Origin of the sequence: Cohnella zeiphila (assembly GCF_014212055.1) — a bacterium.
Taxonomy (GTDB): Bacteria; Bacillota; Bacilli; order Paenibacillales; family Paenibacillaceae; genus Cohnella; species Cohnella zeiphila.
In genome coordinates this window covers 250,819-269,656 of the sequence record NZ_JACJVO010000007.1, presented here as the reverse complement: position 1 = coordinate 269,656, position 18,838 = coordinate 250,819, and the positions used below count along the sequence as shown (strand labels likewise).

19 protein-coding genes are annotated in these 18,838 nt (G+C 59.0%); all 19 read left to right on the top strand.

Translation table 11 applies throughout. The features are described 5' to 3' along the window. Positions 1-54 precede the first annotated feature (54 nt). The 19 genes from accC (at position 55) to H7C18_RS06285 (ending at position 18,834) form a co-directional block, all read left to right on the top strand. Complete coding sequence (gene accC, locus H7C18_RS06375; protein WP_185128181.1) at positions 55-1,413, top strand: acetyl-CoA carboxylase biotin carboxylase subunit; 1,359 nt, start codon at positions 55-57, stop codon at positions 1,411-1,413. A gap of 154 nt (positions 1,414-1,567) precedes the next feature. Beyond that, a complete protein-coding gene (locus tag H7C18_RS06370) occupies positions 1,568-1,975 on the top strand; it encodes an Asp23/Gls24 family envelope stress response protein (RefSeq protein ID WP_185128180.1) in 408 nt (135 codons plus the stop codon). 151 nt (positions 1,976-2,126) lie between these two features. Further along, the gene (gene amaP, locus H7C18_RS06365; protein WP_185128179.1) at positions 2,127-2,690 is read left to right on the top strand and encodes an alkaline shock response membrane anchor protein AmaP; all 564 of its coding nucleotides are present in this window, start codon (positions 2,127-2,129) and stop codon (positions 2,688-2,690) included. An 11-nt stretch (positions 2,691-2,701) separates the two neighbouring features. Continuing rightward, the gene (locus H7C18_RS06360; protein ID WP_185128178.1) at positions 2,702-2,932 is read left to right on the top strand and encodes a DUF2273 domain-containing protein; all 231 of its coding nucleotides are present in this window, start codon (positions 2,702-2,704) and stop codon (positions 2,930-2,932) included. Positions 2,933-3,037: 105 nt separating this feature from the next. Further along, a complete protein-coding gene (gene nusB, locus H7C18_RS06355) occupies positions 3,038-3,532 on the top strand; it encodes a transcription antitermination factor NusB (RefSeq protein WP_185128177.1) in 495 nt (164 codons plus the stop codon). Beyond that, positions 3,529-4,389, top strand: coding sequence for a bifunctional methylenetetrahydrofolate dehydrogenase/methenyltetrahydrofolate cyclohydrolase FolD (gene folD, locus H7C18_RS06350; RefSeq protein ID WP_185128176.1), 861 nt, complete (start codon positions 3,529-3,531; stop codon positions 4,387-4,389). Before nusB ends, folD begins: the two co-directional genes overlap by 4 nt. 68 nt (positions 4,390-4,457) lie before the next feature. Continuing rightward, a complete protein-coding gene (gene xseA / locus H7C18_RS06345) occupies positions 4,458-5,849 on the top strand; it encodes an exodeoxyribonuclease VII large subunit (RefSeq protein ID WP_185128175.1) in 1,392 nt (463 codons plus the stop codon). Beyond that, positions 5,812-6,105 carry an exodeoxyribonuclease VII small subunit gene (xseB, locus tag H7C18_RS06340; protein WP_185128174.1) on the top strand — a complete coding sequence of 98 codons (294 nt, stop codon included), beginning with the start codon at positions 5,812-5,814 and terminating at the stop codon, positions 6,103-6,105. Before xseA ends, xseB begins: the two co-directional genes overlap by 38 nt. A gap of 7 nt (positions 6,106-6,112) precedes the next feature. After that, positions 6,113-7,024 (top strand): polyprenyl synthetase family protein, encoded by a 912-nt coding sequence (locus H7C18_RS06335; protein WP_420481840.1) that lies wholly within the window; start codon positions 6,113-6,115, stop codon positions 7,022-7,024. Between the two features lie 254 nt (positions 7,025-7,278). After that, the gene (gene cyoE, locus H7C18_RS06330) at positions 7,279-8,193 is read left to right on the top strand and encodes a heme o synthase (protein ID WP_185128227.1); all 915 of its coding nucleotides are present in this window, start codon (positions 7,279-7,281) and stop codon (positions 8,191-8,193) included. Between the two features lie 247 nt (positions 8,194-8,440). Next, positions 8,441-10,330, top strand: a complete 1,890-nt coding sequence (gene dxs / locus H7C18_RS06325; RefSeq protein WP_185128173.1) for a 1-deoxy-D-xylulose-5-phosphate synthase — start codon at positions 8,441-8,443, stop codon at positions 10,328-10,330. A 7-nt stretch (positions 10,331-10,337) separates the two neighbouring features. Beyond that, positions 10,338-11,189 carry a TlyA family RNA methyltransferase gene (locus H7C18_RS06320; RefSeq protein ID WP_185128172.1) on the top strand — a complete coding sequence of 284 codons (852 nt, stop codon included), beginning with the start codon at positions 10,338-10,340 and terminating at the stop codon, positions 11,187-11,189. A gap of 238 nt (positions 11,190-11,427) precedes the next feature. Continuing rightward, on the top strand, positions 11,428-11,895 hold the full coding sequence (locus tag H7C18_RS06315; RefSeq protein ID WP_337913002.1) for a hypothetical protein: 468 nt from the start codon (positions 11,428-11,430) through the stop codon (positions 11,893-11,895). After that, on the top strand, positions 11,892-12,341 hold the full coding sequence (gene ahrC, locus H7C18_RS06310) for a transcriptional regulator AhrC/ArgR (protein WP_185128171.1): 450 nt from the start codon (positions 11,892-11,894) through the stop codon (positions 12,339-12,341). The genes H7C18_RS06315 and ahrC overlap by 4 nt, the downstream gene beginning before the upstream one ends. A 41-nt stretch (positions 12,342-12,382) precedes the next feature. Then, positions 12,383-14,068: a DNA repair protein RecN gene (recN, locus tag H7C18_RS06305; RefSeq protein WP_185128170.1), complete on the top strand. Its 1,686-nt coding sequence runs from the start codon at positions 12,383-12,385 to the stop codon at positions 14,066-14,068. A gap of 125 nt (positions 14,069-14,193) precedes the next feature. Then, the gene (gene spoIVB, locus H7C18_RS06300) at positions 14,194-15,522 is read left to right on the top strand and encodes a SpoIVB peptidase (protein WP_185128169.1); all 1,329 of its coding nucleotides are present in this window, start codon (positions 14,194-14,196) and stop codon (positions 15,520-15,522) included. Positions 15,523-15,804: 282 nt separating this feature from the next. Continuing rightward, positions 15,805-16,623, top strand: coding sequence for a sporulation transcription factor Spo0A (gene spo0A / locus H7C18_RS06295; RefSeq protein WP_185128168.1), 819 nt, complete (start codon positions 15,805-15,807; stop codon positions 16,621-16,623). Positions 16,624-16,802: 179 nt separating this feature from the next. Then, positions 16,803-17,600 carry an AraC family transcriptional regulator gene (locus H7C18_RS06290; protein ID WP_185128167.1) on the top strand — a complete coding sequence of 266 codons (798 nt, stop codon included), beginning with the start codon at positions 16,803-16,805 and terminating at the stop codon, positions 17,598-17,600. Positions 17,601-17,682: 82 nt separating this feature from the next. Continuing rightward, positions 17,683-18,834, top strand: coding sequence for a Gfo/Idh/MocA family protein (locus H7C18_RS06285; RefSeq protein ID WP_185128166.1), 1,152 nt, complete (start codon positions 17,683-17,685; stop codon positions 18,832-18,834). The last annotated feature ends 4 nt before the right edge of the window (positions 18,835-18,838 follow it).

Sequence of the window (18,838 nt, the reverse complement as noted above, 5' to 3'; positions counted from 1 at the left end):
CCCGAGCGTGAGACCGACAGGAGCGCCGGTAACATCAAAGGGGGATTTCTTGCCTTGAACATTCATAAGATCTTGGTGGCGAACCGCGGCGAGATCGCCGTCCGCATCATCCGCGCCTGCCGGGAGCTCGGCATCTCCACGGTAGCCGTCTATTCCGAGGCGGACCGGGAATCGCTGCACGTGCGGCTGGCCGATGAAGCTTACTGCATCGGGCCGACCGCCTCCAAGGACAGCTATCTGAACTTGACGAATATGATGAGCGTCGCGACGCTGACCGATTGCGACGCCGTTCATCCGGGCTACGGCTTCCTGTCCGAGAACGCCGATTTCGCGGAGATTTGCGAGACGTGCAACATTACGTTCATCGGCCCGTCGGCGGACGCGATCAGCCGGATGGGGGACAAGTCGGTCGCGAAGCAGACGATGAAGCAAGCGGACGTTCCGGTCATCCCGGGCTCCGACGGCCTCGTGGAAGATATCGAAGAAGCCGTTCGCGTCGCGCGCGGGATCGGCTATCCGGTCATCATCAAGGCGACGGCCGGCGGCGGCGGCCGCGGCATCCGGCTTGCGGACGACGAAGAGATGCTCGTCCGCGAGATTACGACGGCGCAGCAAGAAGCGCAGAAGGCGTTCGGGAACTCCGGCGTCTATCTGGAGAAATATTTGACCGGCATGAAGCATGTCGAGATTCAAATCATCGCCGACAAGCACGGCAACGTATGCCATCTGGGCGAACGGGACTGCTCGGTGCAGCGCCGCCGCCAGAAGCTCGTCGAGGAAGCGCCCTGCCCGGTCATGACGCCGGCGCTGCGCGAGCGGATGGGGCAGGCGGCCGTTCGGGCGGCGAAGGCGGTCAATTACTCGGGCGCCGGAACGATCGAGTTTCTCCTGGGGCCTGACGGCCAGTTTTATTTCATGGAGATGAACACGCGCATCCAGGTCGAGCATCCCGTCACGGAGATGATCACCGGGATCGACCTGATCAAGGAGATGATCTCGGTCGCCGAGGGCAATCCGCTCTCGTTCACGCAAGAGCAGGTGACCTTCGACGGCTGGGCTTTCGAATTCCGCATCAACGCCGAAGACCCGGACCGCAATTTCATGCCGTCTCCGGGACGCATCGGCTTCTATTTGCCGCCGGGAGGACCTGGCGTGCGGGTCGACAGCGGCGCCTATCCGCAATATTTGATCTCTCCGCACTACGACTCGATGATCGCGAAGCTGATCGTCTGGGCGCCGACCCGGGCGGAAGCGATCGCGCGGGGCCGCAGAGCGCTCGCCGAGTTTATGGTAGAGGGCGTAAAAACGACGATTCCGTTCCATTTGAAGCTGCTCGAGCATCCGATTTTCAACAAGGGAACGTTCGATATCAAGTTTCTGGAAGAACATGACGTCAACCAGACTTTCGAATAGGCTTAAACGGCCGATCGTACAAGTTTGTCATAAATCTCCTTCAATGCTATAGTATGAATAATGACAGGAACGCCGCTTCTGCGGACCCGGGCCGGAAGAACGTATTCGGGCTTCGCGGGACGGCGTTCTGCGAACAAGGAGGTGGATTTGAAAGATGGAGACATTGGTACCTGATTACGAGCGGACCGAAATGGGGACCATTCAAATCGCTCCGGAAGTCATTGAAGTCATTGCCGGACTCGCCACGATCGAAGTGGACGGCGTCGCGGGCATGAGCGGAGGAATCTCCACCGGGATCGCCGAGCTGCTCGGACGCAAGAACTTGTCCAAGGGCGTCAAAGTCGAAGTCGGCCAACGCGAGGCGGCCGTCGACGTCAATATCGTCGTCGAATACGGACGGAAGATTCCGGAGATCGCGGCGGAGATTCAAGTCAACGTCAAGCGCTCTATCGAGATGATGACGGGTCTGAACGTCGTCGAAGTGAATGTACATATTCACGATGTGCAGTTCAAGCAGGCTGACAAAACAGAAGAAGACGAATCGCATACGCGTGTCCGATAACGCCGCATAAGGGAACATTCCGATGTCGGCGCAACGCCTCCGGCCAGCGGATGCCGGCGCCTGGACGACCGTTCTCGGCTAGGGAACGGTTGCCTGGCGCTTTTTCGCAGGTCGGGGGTCATTTGTTTGTCACGACTGGAGGAGACGCACATTGATCAAAGTATTGGACAGGCTGCTGATGTTTCTATACAGCGTGGCGATCGGAGCCGCGTCGATCGTCGTCCTGGTGGCCGCCTGCGGCGGGTTCGACGCGAAGGCGATTGACGATTTTACGGCGGATCTGTCGGGGCGCAACCAGATCGTTCAGACGACCGTCATCGTCGTCGCCGCCTTGCTGCTGCTCGTCAGCTTGCGGTTTTTTATCGTCTCGGTGAAGCGAAACGGCTCCTCGGCTCCTTCCATCAACCAGAAGACGGATCACGGCGATATTCGCATCTCCGTGGAGACGATGGAGAATATCGCGCTCAAGGCTGCTTCCCGCACGCGAGGCGTCAAAGATTTGCGGGCGCGGGTGATGGCGGGCGATGCCGGCCTGCGCATCTCGATCCGCGCTTTCGTCGACGGGGAGACGTCGATTCCCGCGCTTTCCGAGGAAATGCAAAAGACGGTATCCGAACAGATCGAGGAGACGACGGGCATTCCGGTGGCCGAAGTGTCCGTCTATATCGCCAACGTGACGCAGTCCCCCACTACCTATAAGAGCCGCGTGGAATAGGGGTGTCGCCCATGTGGAAAAGCTGGTGGGAGACGTACGGGGGACGTGCGGCCGGCGTGGCCGCGGGACTCTTTCTCTTTTTTATTTATGTGTTCGTCGGATTTTGGGATATGCTGTTCTGTGCGCTGCTGGCCGGCATCGGCTACGGTCTCGGCAAGCGCAGGGACGACAAGCGCGGACCGCTGGTGCCGTGGGACCGCCTGTTGACCTGGCTGACGGACCGCTGGCACTGGCCGCGGTAAAATCGCGGATCGTCCGTCCTGGCGGCTTATCGGCCGCCTTTTCCGCTTCGCGGGCAAGCATGACGGTATGGACATGATTACGCGGGAGTTATGATCGGAGGATTCATGAGACGGAGATTGGCTAGGGAAATCGCGGTACAAAGCTTGTACCAAATGGAAATGAACGCGGTCGACGGCAGAACGGCGGTAGATACCGTCATGGAAGAAGCTCGCCACGAGAACGAGATCGAGGCCGACGTTCGCGAACTCGACGCGGCGGAGTCGTTCACGCGCGAGCTGGTGAACGGCGTCGAGAGCCGGCTGTCGGAGATCGATCGAATGCTGGAGACGTACTTGACCGGATGGCAGGTCGACCGACTGTCCCGGGTCGACTTGCAGATCCTCCGTCTTGCCGCTTTCGAGCTGCAGTACGGCAAGGAGGCGCCGCCCAAGGTCGTCGTCAACGAAGCGATCGAATTGGCGAAGCATTTCGGCACGGAAGAGTCCGGCAAGTTCGTCAACGGCGTGCTCGGCCGGATGATCCGGGAAGGCGGCGTTCGGACGGAACCGTCGGACAAGCCGGACGAGACGACCACGAATTCGGAGGGACCTACGCCATGAGCGCGCAAATCATCGACGGCAAGAAGATATCGGATGAGATCCGCGAAGAAATCAGAAGAGAGACGGCCGCTTTAAAGGAACGCGGCGTTCAGCCGGGACTCGCCGTCGTGCTGGTCGGCGAAGATCCGGCGTCGCAAGTGTACGTTCGGAATAAGGCGAAGGCATGCGAGGATCTCGGCTTTTATTCGGAAGTTCACCGGCTTCCCGCCGAGACCTCGCAGTCGGAGCTGCTCGGGATGATCGACCGCTTGAACCGCCAAGGCAATATCAACGGCATACTGGTGCAGCTGCCTTTGCCGAAGCATATCGAAGAAAAGGCCGTCATCGATGCCATTTCGGTCGAGAAGGACGTGGACGGCTTCCATCCGGTCAGCGTCGGCAACCTGATGATCGGCGACGACTCGCTGCTGCCATGCACGCCGGCGGGCGTTATCGAGCTGTTGAAGCGGACCGGCCAGTCTCCCTCGGGCAAGCATGCGGTCGTGATCGGCAGAAGCAACATCGTCGGCAAGCCGGTATCGATGCTGCTGCTGCGGGAGAACGCGACCGTGACAATGACGCACTCCCGTACGCCCGATCTGCCTAAGGTTGCCCGCCAGGCGGACATCCTTGTCGTCGCCGTCGGCGTAGCCAAGCTCGTGAAGCGGGATTGGGTGAAGCCGGGGGCGGTCGTCATCGACGTCGGCATGAACCGGCTGCCGGACGGCAAGCTGTGCGGGGACGTCGATTTCGGCGACGCGGCGGAGGCGGCGGGTTGGATTACGCCGGTACCGGGCGGCGTCGGGCCGATGACGATCACGATGCTGATGTCCAACACGCTCAAAGCGGCCAAGCGGGCGAACGGCATCGACCGTTAATATCCCGGCGAATGAAGGCGCTTGTTCGCCGGACTTCCCAAAATCCGGACGGAGCGGAGGCGCATAAGATGGAACCGGCGCGCGTGCTGAGCATCCGCGAAATAAACCGATACATCAAGATGAAGCTGGAAGGCGATTTGCGGCTGCAGGACGTGTGGCTGCGCGGGGAGATCTCGAACTTTACCCGCCATTCCAGCGGTCATATGTATTTTACGCTGAAGGACGAGAGCGGCCGGCTGAAGAGCATCATGTTCGCCTCCCATAACCAACGCCTGCCGTTCGCGCCCAAGGACGGCATGAAGGTGCTCGCCCGGGGAGGCGTCTCGGTCTATGAACGGGACGGAGCCTATCAATTTTACGTGACGGCGATGCAGCCGGACGGCATCGGCAGCCTGTATCTTGCGTTCGAGCAGCTCAAGCGCAAGCTGGAGGCGGAAGGTCTGTTCGCGGAGGCCGGCAAGCGGCCGATCCCGCGCTATCCCCGGGCCGTCGGCGTCATTACGTCGCCGACCGGCGCGGCCGTGCGGGACGTGATCATCACGCTGCAGCGCCGCCACCCGTCCGTGCCGATTCTGCTGTATCCCGCGAACGTTCAGGGGAAAGCGGCGGCCCCTTCCATCGTGAAGGCGATCGCCGCGATGAACCGTCTCGCGGAGGTCGATGTGCTCATCGTCGGGCGGGGAGGCGGCTCCTTGGAGGAGCTGTGGGCGTTCAACGAAGAGACGGTGGCGCGGGCTATCCGGGCGTCCGCGATTCCGGTCATCTCGGCGGTCGGCCACGAGACGGATTTTACGATCGCCGATTTCGCGGCGGACCTGCGCGCCGCGACGCCGACGGCCGCGGCCGAGCTGGCCGTGCCGCACATGGCCGAGCTTAGGCAGTCGCTGCAATCGCTGGAGCTGCGAATGGCCAAGACGCTTCGGCTGCAGCTTGAACGGGCGCGGGCGCGGCTTGCCCATTCGGCGCGATCGCCGTTCTTCACGCAGCCGAGGCGGGCGCTGCTGGCGAGGGCCGAACAGCTCGACCGGCTGCGAGACCGGCTGAGGCATCGCGCGGACGAGCATCGCGCGCGGGCGCGGGAGCGGCTCGCGCGGCTGGATGGCCGCCTGCGCGCCGTTCGGCCGGCGGAGCAAGCGGCCTATGCGCGCAAGCGGGCCGATGCGGCCGCGCGCGGGCTGGCCCTGGCGATGCGAGGCGTGCTGCGCGAGCGGCAGAAGGCGTTCGGCGGGCTGGTGCGTCAGCTGGACGCGCTCAGTCCGCTCAAGATTATGGCGAGAGGCTACAGCCTGGCCTACGACGAGCAGGAGCGTTCGCTGATCCGCAGCATTCGCGAGGTGCAGCCTGGCGACCTGATCAAGGTTCGCCTGGCGGACGGGAAGCTGGACTGTCAAGTTTGGGGACTGCATGGGGAGGAGACGGAACATGGGGACGTTGTCGGAATCGAACGGGAACGAGAATGAAGCGCTCGGAGAGCTGACGTTCGAAGAAGCGATGGAGCGGCTGGAGGCAATCGTGTCCAAGCTGGAAAGCTCGGATGTTCCGCTGGAAACGGCGATCGAGCTGTACCAGGAGGGAATGACGCTGTCCAAGCTGTGCGGCCGCAAGCTCGAGCAGGTGGAACGCAGGATCGAGATGCTTGTGGAGGAAGAAGGCGGCATGCAGCGCAAGCCGTTCGCCCCTTCGAGCGGAGAGCTCAATGGAGATAAAGGAGAGTAACCGGCTGGTGACCCACACCGAAGACATTGGAACGTACATGGAACAATTGCGGGTTCAGACGGAGAAGGCGCTGCAGGAGATGCTGCCCTCCGGATGGCGCGTCCCGTCCCGGCTGAGCGAAGCGGTGCGCTATTCGCTCGACGCCGGCGGCAAGCGGCTGCGCCCGATTCTGACGCTTGCGTCGGCGGAAAGCGTCGCCGGCTGCGCAAGCGCTCGAGAGAAGGCGCTGCCGTTCGCGGCTGCCGTCGAGATGGTTCACACGTATTCGCTCATCCACGACGATCTGCCGGCGATGGACAACGACGATTTTCGCCGCGGACGGCCGACCAACCATAAGGTATTCGGCGAAGCGATGGCGATTTTGGCCGGGGACGGGCTGCTTACCCATGCGTTCTATGTGGCGGCTCAAGCGGTCGGCCGCGGGGTTCCCGCGGAACGGACCGTGGCGGTCGTCGCCGAGCTGGCCCGCTATGCGGGACTCCCGGGCATGGTCGGCGGCCAGGCCGACGACATGATGGGGGAACAGGGGATCACTTCGCTCGAGGATTTGGAGAACATCCATCTTCACAAGACGAGCGATTTGATCGTTTTCTCGCTGCGCGCGGGCGGACATGCCTCGGAGGCGAATGAACGCCAGCTGGAAGCGCTGGGGCTGTTCGGCCGCAATGTCGGTCTGGCATTTCAGATTCTGGACGATATTCTGGATCTGACAGGCGACGAGAAGAAGCTGGGCAAGCCGCTGAAAAGTGATGAGCGGCAAGGGAAAGTAACCTATCCGTATCTGATCGGGCTCGACGAGAGCCGCCGCCGGGTCGCGCGCCTCACCGATGAAGCGATCGCCGCCGTAGGATCCGCGGGATTGGCCGACGCGCAGCCGCTCATTCGGATCGCGAACGTCATGATGAGCCGCGACCATTGAGAAACGGACTTTCGCGCACCCGTGTCTCCTTCTCGGCCGAACCGCCAGAAAACTGGCGGTTTTTTTGGGATCAATGGCGATGGGAAGGCATTCGGAAGGCCATACTTCTTGTAATCGGGCATAATCGGCATTTCACGAAAGCGACACACACTTTTGACAAAATGATGATGGCTTGCGCTTAACCGGCACGAAACCCCTTTTTTATGGTAGATTAGAAAAGTGAGAATGCAGGAGGGAGTGTTACTGTCGTGCGGATGCAGAGCAACACGATTGGAATCGGGGAAACTTCGACTTCTTTTACGAAAGTGGTCTTCGATACGATCAAGATCGGCATCATCAAGTCCAACCTCATCGCGATGTTCGCCGGCTTGAGCATGGCGCTGTACGTTCACCATATTCCTTTTTTCGAGAAAATCGGCAACATCGTACTCGCGCTGATCGGATCGTCGCTCGTGATCGGAGCGGCAGGCGTCTTTAACAATTTATATGACCGGGATATCGACGGAATCATGGAACGGACCAAAAAACGGCCGACCGTGTCCGGCATCGTCGGCTTGACGAGCGGATTGATCGTCGGCTTCTGGATCGCGATCGTCGGTTTGATCGCGCTGTATTTGGCTTCGCCGCTCGCCGCGGTTTTCGGCTTTCTGGGCTTGTTCATCTACGTCGTGCCTTATACGATGTGGACGAAGCGCAGAACCGTTTATAATACGGAAGTCGGCAGCTTGTCGGGAGCCATGCCTCCCCTCATCGGCTGGGCGGCTATCTCTTCGGACATGCTTCACCCCGGCATCATTGCGCTGTTCGTTCTGATGCTGATCTGGCAAATGCCGCACTTCTACGCGATCGCGATTCGCCGGATGGAAGAGTACCGGGCGGCCGGGATTCCGATGCTGCCGGTCGTCAAGGGCATGAGAAGGACGTACGTGCAAATGAACGTTTATTTGGCGGCTCTGTTCCTGTCCAGCATCCTGTTCTGGCTTTGGAACCCCTACATTGCCGTGACGAATGCGCTGATCAGCCTCGGCTGGCTCATTCTGAGCGTTGTCGGCTACCGCCGAATGGAAGAGAGCGGATGGGCCCGAACGATGTTCATTTTCTCGTTGAACCATATGACGGTGCTGATGCTCCTTATTATCGGCTACTCGTTCATCGCTCCTTTGTTCTAAAATTGCGATCCCCCGTTCGGGGGATTTTGCTTTTGTGGGAAGCGTTCGATCGGTGCCGAACCTGCGAAAATCGAAGAAATTCGGCCAGCAGCTCGTCGAATCGGGGCGAATGAGGAAAATTCGTGTTTTGGGCTTTGAATTCCGTGTATGCTATAATAGGTGCAATATCCATGTTTAAGGAGACGGCTCTATTCGCTTTCGCGCCTGCGGAGCGCACCGTCAAATCCGGAGAAAGTGGGGAACCTACTTGCTGCTCGATCGAATCGACAGTCCGTCGGACCTTAAAAAGCTGAGCGTTGGCGAACTGCCGCAGCTTGCTCAGGAAATTCGTCAATTCCTGATTGAACAATTGTCCTCGACGGGCGGCCATCTGGCGCCGAATCTCGGCGTCGTGGAGCTTACGTTGGCGATGCACTATTTATATAACAGCCCGAGCGACAAGTTCATCTTCGATGTCGGTCACCAGGCTTACGTTCACAAGATGCTGACGGGACGCATGGACCGGTTCCATACGCTGCGCCAGAAGGACGGCCTGTGCGGCTTCGTCAAGCGCACGGAAAGCGAGCATGACGTCTGGGAAGCCGGCCACAGCAGCACGTCGCTCTCCGCAGCGATCGGCATGGCGCTCGCCCGCGATCTCAAAGGCGAAACCAATAAAGTTCTTGCCGTTATCGGCGACGGGGCGCTGACCGGCGGGATGGCGCTTGAGGCGCTCAACCATATCGGCCACGAGAAACGCAAGTTGACGGTCGTACTGAACGACAACGAAATGTCGATCGCGCCGAACGTCGGGGCTTTGCATAATTACCTCGGGAAAGTCCGTTCCGACAAGACGTACCGCAAAGCCAAAGAGGAACTCGAATGGCTGCTGCGCAAAATTCCGGCCGTAGGCGGCAAGCTGGCGAAGACCGCGGAACGGGTGAAGGACGGCTTCAAATATCTGGTCGTGCCGGGCATGCTGTTCGAGGAATTCGGACTGAAATATTTCGGCCCTGTCGACGGCCACGATATCGAGAAGCTGCTCGATACGTTCCGCCAAGCCGACAAGGTGGACGGTCCGGTACTGATTCACGTGCTAACCGTCAAGGGAAAAGGTTACTCGCCGGCGGAAGCCGATTCGCTGAAATGGCACGGCATCACGCCGTACAAGATCGAATCCGGCCAAGTCGTCAAGCCGGTCGGTCCTCCGATGTATACGGAAGTGTTCGGCAACTCGCTGATCGAACTGGCCGAGCGGGACGAACGGATCGTCGCCATTACGCCCGCCATGCCGGCAGGTTCGGGACTTATTCCGTTCGCCAAGCGGTTCCCGGACCGGATGTTCGACGTCGGGATCGCGGAGCAGCATGCGGCGACGATGTCGGCCGCGCTGGCGCTGGAAGGGCTAAAGCCGGTATTCGCGGTTTATTCGACGTTCCTGCAGCGCGCCTATGACCAGGTCGTTCACGACATTTGCCGTCACAACGCCAACGTCATCTTCGCCATCGACCGAGCCGGCCTTGTCGGCCCTGACGGCGAGACGCACCAGGGCGTTTACGACATTGCATTTCTTCGGCACGTTCCGAACCTGGTGCTCATGATGCCCAAGGACGAGAACGAGCTGCGGCGCATGATGAAGACCGCCGTCGACTATAACGACGGCCCGATTGCCGTTCGTTACGCCCGCATTAACGGGCTCGGCGTGCCGATGGACGAACACCCGCAGCCGATTCCGATCGGCAAGTGGGAGACGGTGCGGGAAGGCGATTACGCCACAGTCCTAGCGGTAGGACCGATGGTGCAGGTGGCGGAGGAAGCCGCCGAATTGCTGAAACGCGAAGGAATCGGCGTCCGCGTCGTCAACGCGCGGTTCATCAAGCCGCTGGATGAGGAGATGCTGCTCTCCATGGCGCAGATGAATCAGCCGATGCTCGTTCTGGAGGAAACGGCGATAGCCGGCGGCCTCGGCAGCGCGATTCTGGAATTTTACGCGCAGCGCCAGATACATCACTTATCGATCAGCTTGATGGGCGTTCCCGACCGTTTCGTCGAGCATGCCAGCATTAAGGAGCAGCGTGCGGAGACCGGTTTGACCGCCGAACATGTCGCGCAAGAGCTGCGCGCCAAGGCGGTGCGCGTCCGCCAAAAGGCAACCTGACCGCGAGATGACGACCATGAAGGAACGATTGGACGTATTGTTGTTGGAGCAAGGTTTTTTTGAAAGCCGGGAGAAGGCCAAGGCCGCGATCATGGCGGGGCTGGTGCTCGTCGGCTCGGAGAAGGTGGACAAGGCCGGAACGAAGGTGCCGCGGGATGCGGAGATCGTCGTCAAAGGAGCTCCGCACCCTTACGTCAGCCGCGGCGGACAGAAGCTGGAGAAGGCGATTCGCCATTTCGGCCTGGTTTTGTCCGGCGCGGTCATGTTGGACATCGGCGCCTCGACCGGAGGGTTTACGGATTGCGCGCTGCAGCACGGGGCCGCATTCGTTTATGCGCTGGACGTCGGCTACAACCAGTTGGACTGGTCCCTGCGTCAGGACGAAAGAGTCCGGGTTATGGAGCGGACCAACTTTCGGCACGTGGAGCCCGGTCAGTTGGATGGACCGCCTCCGGACTTCGCGACGATCGACGTCTCGTTTATTTCGCTGAAGCATATCTTCCCGGCGCTGGCGCCGCTTCTCCCGGCGGGAGGAGGAACGGTGGCGCTGATCAAGCCGCAATTCGAAGCCGGCCGGGAACAAGTCGGCAAGTCGGGCGTCGTTCGCGATTCCGCCGTTCATGAAGCGGTGGTAAGGGAAGTGCTCGGTTTTGCCGACGCATGCGGTTTTGAGCTTCAGGGCTTAACGTACTCTCCGATCACCGGGGGAGAAGGCAATATCGAATTTCTCGGTTATTGGAAACGGAGAGCCGAGAACGCTTCAGCCGAAGCGGAAGCCGGAAAGGCGGAGAAATTCGCCGAGTGGGCGCGCCAGGCGGCCGCCGACGCCCGAACCGCTTTTCGCAGAGGCGATTCATAACGGTGATGGAATCATGATTTGCATTAATCCAGGCTGACGCCATACGTCGCAACGCCCGGAGCTGCCGAAGAACGGCGTCTGATGGACAGCCTCGTTCTGCCCGGCAGCTCCTTTTTATTGCAAAGCGTTTATCGCCCAAAAAGGAAATGGCCTCGGCCGGCTCGAATAAGTAAGGGCGGCCGTGGCTCGTTCAAAACGAATCGCTTCCGGCCAGCCGGCAATGAGGGAGTTGCGGCTCGTGGCGAAGCTGGGCGATTGGCTGATTTTTCTCGTAGCGATCGGACTTCTGCTTTGGTGGTTTTTTAGGCGGTTCTACAAGTGGCTTCACGAGCCGCCGGGCCACCGCATCCGCAAGCTGGCCGATTCGGGCGAAGTGCTGAGGGACGAGGCGGTCGAATTCCTCGAGAGCCACGGTTACGAGGTGCTGTCGGGGAAGCACCGCATTCCGCTCGGCGTAAAGGTCGACGAAGGCCCGCTGCAGCCGACGCGGCTTTACTTCGATTATTTGGCGGTTAAGGAAGATCTGTATTACTTGGTCAAATTGGAAAAAGCGCGAATGCCGATCGAGTGGACGGCCAGCGGTCTGCGGGACCGACTGATGATCTATTCGCTGCTGTTCCCCGATTGCGAAGGAATCGTCGTGGCCGACCCGGCACAGCGCTGGGTCCGAACGGTACGGTTCAAGGTGGAGGATGAGAACGGATGAAAGGACAACGACAGCGCAAAATACGCGAGCTGATCGGCTCGGGGGAGATCGAAACCCAGGAGGATCTGGTCGAAGCTTTGCGAAGCGAAGGGGTTAACGTAACCCAAGCGACCGTCTCGCGCGACATTAAGGAGATGCAGCTGATCAAAGTACCGCTGGAAGACGGCCGCTACAAATATTCGATGCCGCAGGATCAGCGATATAACCCTGCCCTCAAGCTGAAGCGGGCGCTTGTCGATCATTTCGTGCAGGCGGAGGCGGCAGACAATCTCGTCGTCGTCAAGTGCTTGCCCGGAACGGCGAATACGATCGCCGCCCTGATCGACGGCATGGATTGGCCGGAGATCATGGGCTCGATCAGCGGCGACGACACGACGCTGCTGATCTGCAGATCGAAGGAGCAGGGCGCGGCGTTGGTCGAGCGCCTTCACGATATGATTCGTTAAAGCTCCACTCTGTGGGTTTTCTTTTCAAGGAGGAAGAGGGAATGCTAAAAGAGCTAGCCATTCGCCATCTCGCGGTAATCGAGTCGGTTAGGGTTCGATTCCATGAAGGGTTTCATGTGCTGACGGGAGAGACCGGGGCCGGCAAGTCGATGATTATCGATGCGCTTACGCTTATCGCAGGCGGACGCGGTTCCGCCGAGATGATACGCCACGGGCAGGATCGCGCGGACATCGAGGCGCTGTTCGATCTGCCGGAAGGGCATCCGGTATGGGACGCTCTGAGACGGCTGGGCATTCAGGCGAGCGAAGAGGAGACGCTGCTCATCCGCCGCGAGCTTCACGCCCATGGCAAATCCTCGGCGCGAATCAACGGCCAAAGCGCAACGTTATCGATGCTGCGGGAAATCGGCGAGCACCTGGTCAACATTCACGGTCAGCACGAGCACCAGTCGCTTCTTCGGACCGAACGGCATCTCGAATGGCTGGACCAGTATGCCGGAGACGTTATCCTCCCCTTGAAAGACGCGTATGCGGAGCGCTTCCGGGAATATCAACAAACGGTACGCGAGCGAAAAGAACTCGAAGATACGTCCCGCCAACAGATGCAGATGCTCGACTTGTATCGATATCAGCTTGAAGAGATCGCGGCGGCCAAGCTGAAGCCGGATGAGGATGAACAGCTTCAGGAAGAACGCAAGAAGCTGACTCACTCGGAGAAGCTGTATGAAGCTTCGGCGGAGGCTTACGAATGGCTGAGCGGGGCCAAAGGTCTGGCGGCGTTCTCCAAAGCGCTCGCCAAGCTCGAGGAGATCGTCAAAGTCGATCCGGGCAAGCTGTCGCCGATGCTCGAACAGCTTCAATCCGCGTATTACAATGCGGAAGACGTCAGCTTTCAGCTGCGCGATTATCGCGAAGACATCGAGTTCAACCCCGATCGTCTGGCGCTGATCGAAGAACGCCTCGACCTGCTGCACGGCTTGAAGCGGAAGTACGGCGAGACCATCGCCGATATTATGTCCTATCGGGAACAAATTCAAGCGGAGACGGAGAAGCTCGACAACCGCGAAGAGCGGCTTCGCGAGCTGACCGATCGCGAGCGTTTATTGAACGACGAACTGACGCAGCAGGCCGAGCTTCTCTCCGGCATACGCCGGGATGCGGCCAAGAAGCTGGCCCAGGCGATCGTACAGGAGCTGCGCGACTTGCAGATGGAACGAGCGGTGTTCGAGGTGCGGCTCGATTCCGGTGCGCTCACGTCCGTCGGTTCCGATACCGCGGAGTTTCTGCTGTCCACGAATCCCGGCGAGCCGCCGAAGCCGCTCTCCAAGATCGCGTCGGGCGGCGAGATGTCCCGCGTCATGCTTGCGCTCAAAGCGATTTTCTCCCGAATCGACCGTATTCCCGTACTCGTCTTCGACGAAGTCGATACCGGGGTAAGCGGCCGCGCCGCGCAAGCCGTCGCCGACAAGCTGTCGCGGCTGGCCGCTTCGGTTCAAGTATTCGCCATCACCCATCTGCCGCAAGTGGCATGCATGGCCGATCATCAGTACGAAATATCGAAGCGAATTAACGAAGACGGCAGAACGTCGACTTCCGTAGCGGAATTGAAGGATTCCCAGCGGGTCGAAGAGCTGGCGCGCATGCTCGGCGGGGTGGAAGTAACGGAAAAAACCCGTCATCACGCTCAGGAAATGCTGCTGTTGGCACACCGCCAAAAAAACGCGTAAGGACGCGAAAAAATCGGATTCAAGGAAGCTTTTCGGGAACATAAAAGCGGGGGGGCGCGGTTACCTTATAGGTACGTTGCCGGCAAGATCGGATGCCGGAAAGACTGTAAGGGAGCGTGAGACCTTTGAACCGTAAGCCCTCCATTCGACGTACCATCGGCCTCCTTCTCGTCCTATCTCTGTGTTTGGCCGCGACTACCGCTCCCATACGCCATTACGCGGAGTTTCCCCACGAGTTAAGGCTTTTCTCGGGTCAATCCAAGCATCTGCATTATGCCATGCCGGTTCATGCACAGGGCACACTGAATCCCGAAGTGGCGCGAATCAACGGCTCATCCCGTTCGATCGTACCGGTCGATCTTCATCAGCCCTTGTCCATCCAGCCTCGGAACAGCGGAGTGACGGAGCTCAAGCTGAAGCTGTTCGGCAAAATTCCGTTCAAGACGGTCAAACTGCAAGTCGTACCGGATCTTCGGGTCGTGCCCGGAGGCCAAACGATCGGGGTCAAGGTGAAGGCGGCAGGCATCATGGTCGTCGGCCACCATATAATTCAGACCGGCAACGGAACGAAGAAATCGCCAGGAGAAGAAGCCAAGCTGAAGCTCGGCGACTTGATCGTATCCATTAATGGAACAAAGCTGAACGACATCACGAAAGTGGCGGGATTGGCGGAACAAGCGGGCAAGAGCGGCCAACCGCTTCAGCTCGAAGTGAAACGGGGCAAATCGACTTTCCGCACCTCGCTGACGCCCGCGTTTGACCGGGAAGACCAGGCTTGGCGGCTGGGGCTGTATATTCGCGATTCCGCGGCAGGCGTCGGCACTCTGACGTTCTATGCGCCGGACCAGGGCATGTACGGGGCGCTTGGCCACGTCATTACGGATATGGACACGCAGACGCCGATCTCGGTCGGCAGCGGACAGATCCTGCAGTCCAACGTGCTGTCGATTTCCAAGAGCCAAAGCGGCGAACCCGGCGAGAAACGGGCGATGTTCATCAAGGAAGGCAAGACGCTCGGCAGCGTAGAGAAAAACACGGCGTTCGGCATTTTCGGAAAAATGGATAAGCTTCCCGATCATTCCTTCCATCAAGATCCGGTGCCGGTCGCGTTCGCCGAAGAGGTAAAAGAAGGACCGGCGGAAATTTTGACGGTCGTCAACGGACAGAAGGTCGAGAAGTTCGATATCCAAATCGTTCACGTCTCGAAGCAGCAGGTGCCGGCGACCAAAGGGCTGGTGATTCGGATTACCGATCCGAAGCTGCTGGATAAGACGGGCGGCATCGTACAAGGAATGAGCGGCAGTCCGATTCTTCAGAACGGCAAGCTTGTCGGCGCAGTCACTCATGTATTCGTAAACGACCCGACTTCCGGTTATGGCTGCTTTATCGAGTGGATGCTGCAGGACGCGGGCATCGTGCTTCAACCGGAACAGGCGGCATCTAAGGCGGTTTGACGCCTTAGATGTTTCGTTTTTTTTCGAAAACCGGCTAAAATCCGAACATTTGTCGAAAAGCTGCGAAAAAACACGGCAATTGACATAAATTATTAATTATATTCGATATCGTCAAAAAAATAAAGAAATAATTTCCGGATTAGAAGGAATTGAATGGGCCATGTCGAATCGGTAACGAGGAGGGAACGAAAGTTCTTTTTGACCAAGCTGCAACCGTTACTTAGCGGCAATTGTCGCGTATCGGTTGTCAGAAACTCAAACGTGTAGAAGGAGGACCAGACCTTGCAGCGGATCGAAGTATTTCTGGCTGATGACAACCGAGAATTCACGAACCTGTTGTCTGAGTACATTGAAGAACAGGATGACATGACGGTCATCGGAGTCGCTTACAATGGTGAAGAAGTCATCCGCCAACTGGAAGAAAATCGGATCGTTCCGGACGTCATGATCGTCGATATCATCATGCCGCACCTGGACGGCCTTGGGGTTCTGGAAAAACTTCGCGACATGAATTTGTCGCCTATGCCGAAGATCATCATGCTGACAGCGTTCGGTCAAGAGAACATTACGCAGCGCGCGGTGCAGCTCGGCGCTTCCTACTACATACTGAAGCCGTTTGACATGGACGTGCTGGCCAACCGGATCCGGCAATTAGCCGGTTCCTCGACGTCGGCGACGACCTCCTCCGTTTCGATCGCTTCAATGAGCGCCGCTCCCCGGTCGAATATCGTTCCGATCGGCAAACCGAAAAATCTGGACGCCAACATCACGAGCATCATTCACGAGATCGGCGTGCCGGCTCATATTAAAGGATATCAGTATTTGCGCGAAGCGATCACGATGGTTTACAACAACATCGAGATTCTCGGCGCCATTACGAAAACGCTCTATCCCGCGATCGCCGAGAAATTCAAAACGACGCCGTCCCGCGTCGAGCGGGCGATCCGCCATGCGATCGAGGTTGCTTGGACTCGCGGCAACATCGACAGCATCAGCCATCTGTTCGGCTATACGATCAACATCGCCAAATCAAAGCCGACCAATTCCGAATTCATCGCGATGGTAGCCGACAAGCTGCGTATCGAGCATAAGGTGAGTTAGGAGGCTACGCGTTACGGATTTCCATAAAAGCGTCGCTTCTCTCATGGCTTGCAACCGGGCCGAGAGAGGAGCGGCGTTTTTTCATGACTTTCCGCGTGAAAATCCGGCAGGATTTCTGTCGGAATTTGCAGAACAAATAGAGAAAGAGAAGTTGAACGTGATCAAGGAGGGGTGCGCTTATGGATCGTCCGATTTTCCTCTACGAGCATAAACATATCGGCGGGCATCGGGTGTCCGAGCATCATCATCCGTACCATCAGCTGCTGTTCGTGCTGGAAGGGAAAGGGGAGATCCGCCTGGGCGGAGAAGTTTGGCGGCTGGAGCCGAACGATGCGGCGCTCATCGTTCCGTTGTCCGTCCATTCCGTTCTGTCCTCCTCCAAGCTGACGCTGCTTGTGCTTGTGTTCGACGAGAAGGCGCTGGAAGACAACTTGACGGACCGGCTGATCAAAGATTATTTTCGCGCGTCCGCATTGGTCAAGCCGAGCGGATTCGCCGGAAGCGAGCTTCGCCAGCTGCTCCGCAAAATGCTTTTCGAACAGTCGGCCGAGCCGTCGCCGCTGGGGCGGTTGGCTTTGCAGATTCAACTGGCGCAGCTTCTGCTCATCCTTGCCCGCTCTCAGGCCGTCCCTTCGACGGGAAGCGGTTCGAACCGGCTGCGCGCGGAGAAAATCCAGGGATACATCGACACCCATTACTACGAACAGCTGACGGCCGGCGACATCGCCTCCAAGCTGGGGATGAGCACCCGTCACGTCAACAACATTTTCAAAGAGCGGTACGATCTGACCCCGATGCAATACTTGGCCGAAGTGCGCATTCGCGTGGCGCAGAAGCTGCTTGCCGAGACGAGCAAGGACATTATCTCGATCTGCTTCGAGGTCGGATACGATTCCGTGTCCACGTTTTACCGTTCGTTCAAAGCGCTCGTCAAGATGTCCCCGAAGTCGTTCCGCGAAAATCAGTTCCGAAATTGAGAATTTCGTTCCCGATCTCGCAAGAAATTCGGTCTCCCGCGCTCTAGAATGAGGCTATAACCTTGAAGGGAGCCTCCATCACATGACTGTTCGCAATATCGGAATCATTATGAACGGCGTTTCCGGCCGGATGGGAACGAACCAACACCTGATTCGCTCGATTCTTGCCATTCGCCAGCAAGGCGGCGTCACGCTTCCCGACGGAGACGTCGTCATGCCGGACCCGATTCTGGTCGGACGCCAAGCCTCCAAGATGCAAGCGCTTGCGGAAAAGCACGGGCTTACTCGCTGGAGCACGGATCTGGATGCCTGTCTCGCCGATCCTTACAATGAGATTTACTTCGACAGCCAGACGACGGCGCACCGCGCCGACGCCATCAAGCGCGCAATTGCCGCCGGCAAGCACATTTATTGCGAGAAGCCGACCGCTTCGGATCTGGCCGGCTCGCTAGAACTCGCCCGCCTGGCCCGGCAGGCCGGCGTCAAAAACGGCGTCGTGCAGGACAAGTTGTTCCTTCCGGGTCTGCTCAAGCTGAAGCGGCTGGTCGATTCGGGCTTTTTCGGCCATATCCTGTCGGTTCGCATGGAGTTCGGCTATTGGGTATACGAAGGCGATTGGCAGGCCGGGCAGCGGCCTTCCTGGAACTATCGCAAGGAAGACGGCGGCGGCATCATCGTCGATATGTTCGCGCATTGGCGCTACGTGCTCGGTCACCTGTTCGGCGAAGTCAAGTCGGTATCCTGCCTGGCCGCAACCCATATCCCGCGCCGCTGGGACGAGAAGGGCGAGCCCTACGAGTGCACGGCGGACGATTCGGCGTATGCGACATTCGAACTGGAAGGCGGCATCATCGTTCAGGCGAATTCGTCCTGGACGGTACGGGTGGATCGCGACGATCTGCTGACGGTAACGGTGGACGGCACCGAAGGCAGCGCGGTAGCCGGCTTGCGGGAGTGCAAGACGCAGCATCGCGTCAATACGCCGAAGCCGGTATGGAACCCGGACATTCCGAATCCGTTCTCCTTCCGGGAGATGTGGGAAACGGTACCCGATAACCAGACGTTCGACAACGCGTTCAAGGTGCAATGGGAGATGTTCCTGCGGCACGTGGCCGCAGACGCGCCGTTCTCGTGGGACCTGCTGGAGGGCGCCAAAGGAACGCAGCTCGCCGACCTGGCGCTTCAGTCGTGGCAGGAACGCCGCTGGATCGACGTGCCGACGCTCAGCTTGTAAACGG

Excerpts from the sequence above, each read along its gene's own strand:
- H7C18_RS06370 (WP_185128180.1), top strand. The coding sequence starts at position 1,568 with ATGGAGACATTGGTACCTGATTACGAGCGGACCGAAATGGGGACCATT.
- H7C18_RS06360 (WP_185128178.1), top strand. The coding sequence starts at position 2,702 with ATGTGGAAAAGCTGGTGGGAGACGTACGGGGGACGTGCGGCCGGCGTG.
- nusB (WP_185128177.1), top strand. The coding sequence starts at position 3,038 with ATGAGACGGAGATTGGCTAGGGAAATCGCGGTACAAAGCTTGTACCAA.
- folD (WP_185128176.1), top strand. The coding sequence starts at position 3,529 with ATGAGCGCGCAAATCATCGACGGCAAGAAGATATCGGATGAGATCCGC.
- xseA (WP_185128175.1), top strand. The coding sequence starts at position 4,458 with ATGGAACCGGCGCGCGTGCTGAGCATCCGCGAAATAAACCGATACATC.
- xseB (WP_185128174.1), top strand. The coding sequence starts at position 5,812 with ATGGGGACGTTGTCGGAATCGAACGGGAACGAGAATGAAGCGCTCGGA.
- cyoE (WP_185128227.1), top strand. The coding sequence starts at position 7,279 with ATGCAGAGCAACACGATTGGAATCGGGGAAACTTCGACTTCTTTTACG.
- H7C18_RS06320 (WP_185128172.1), top strand. The coding sequence starts at position 10,338 with ATGACGACCATGAAGGAACGATTGGACGTATTGTTGTTGGAGCAAGGT.
- ahrC (WP_185128171.1), top strand. The coding sequence starts at position 11,892 with ATGAAAGGACAACGACAGCGCAAAATACGCGAGCTGATCGGCTCGGGG.
- recN (WP_185128170.1), top strand. The coding sequence starts at position 12,383 with ATGCTAAAAGAGCTAGCCATTCGCCATCTCGCGGTAATCGAGTCGGTT.
- H7C18_RS06290 (WP_185128167.1), top strand. The coding sequence starts at position 16,803 with ATGGATCGTCCGATTTTCCTCTACGAGCATAAACATATCGGCGGGCAT.
- H7C18_RS06285 (WP_185128166.1), top strand. The coding sequence starts at position 17,683 with ATGACTGTTCGCAATATCGGAATCATTATGAACGGCGTTTCCGGCCGG.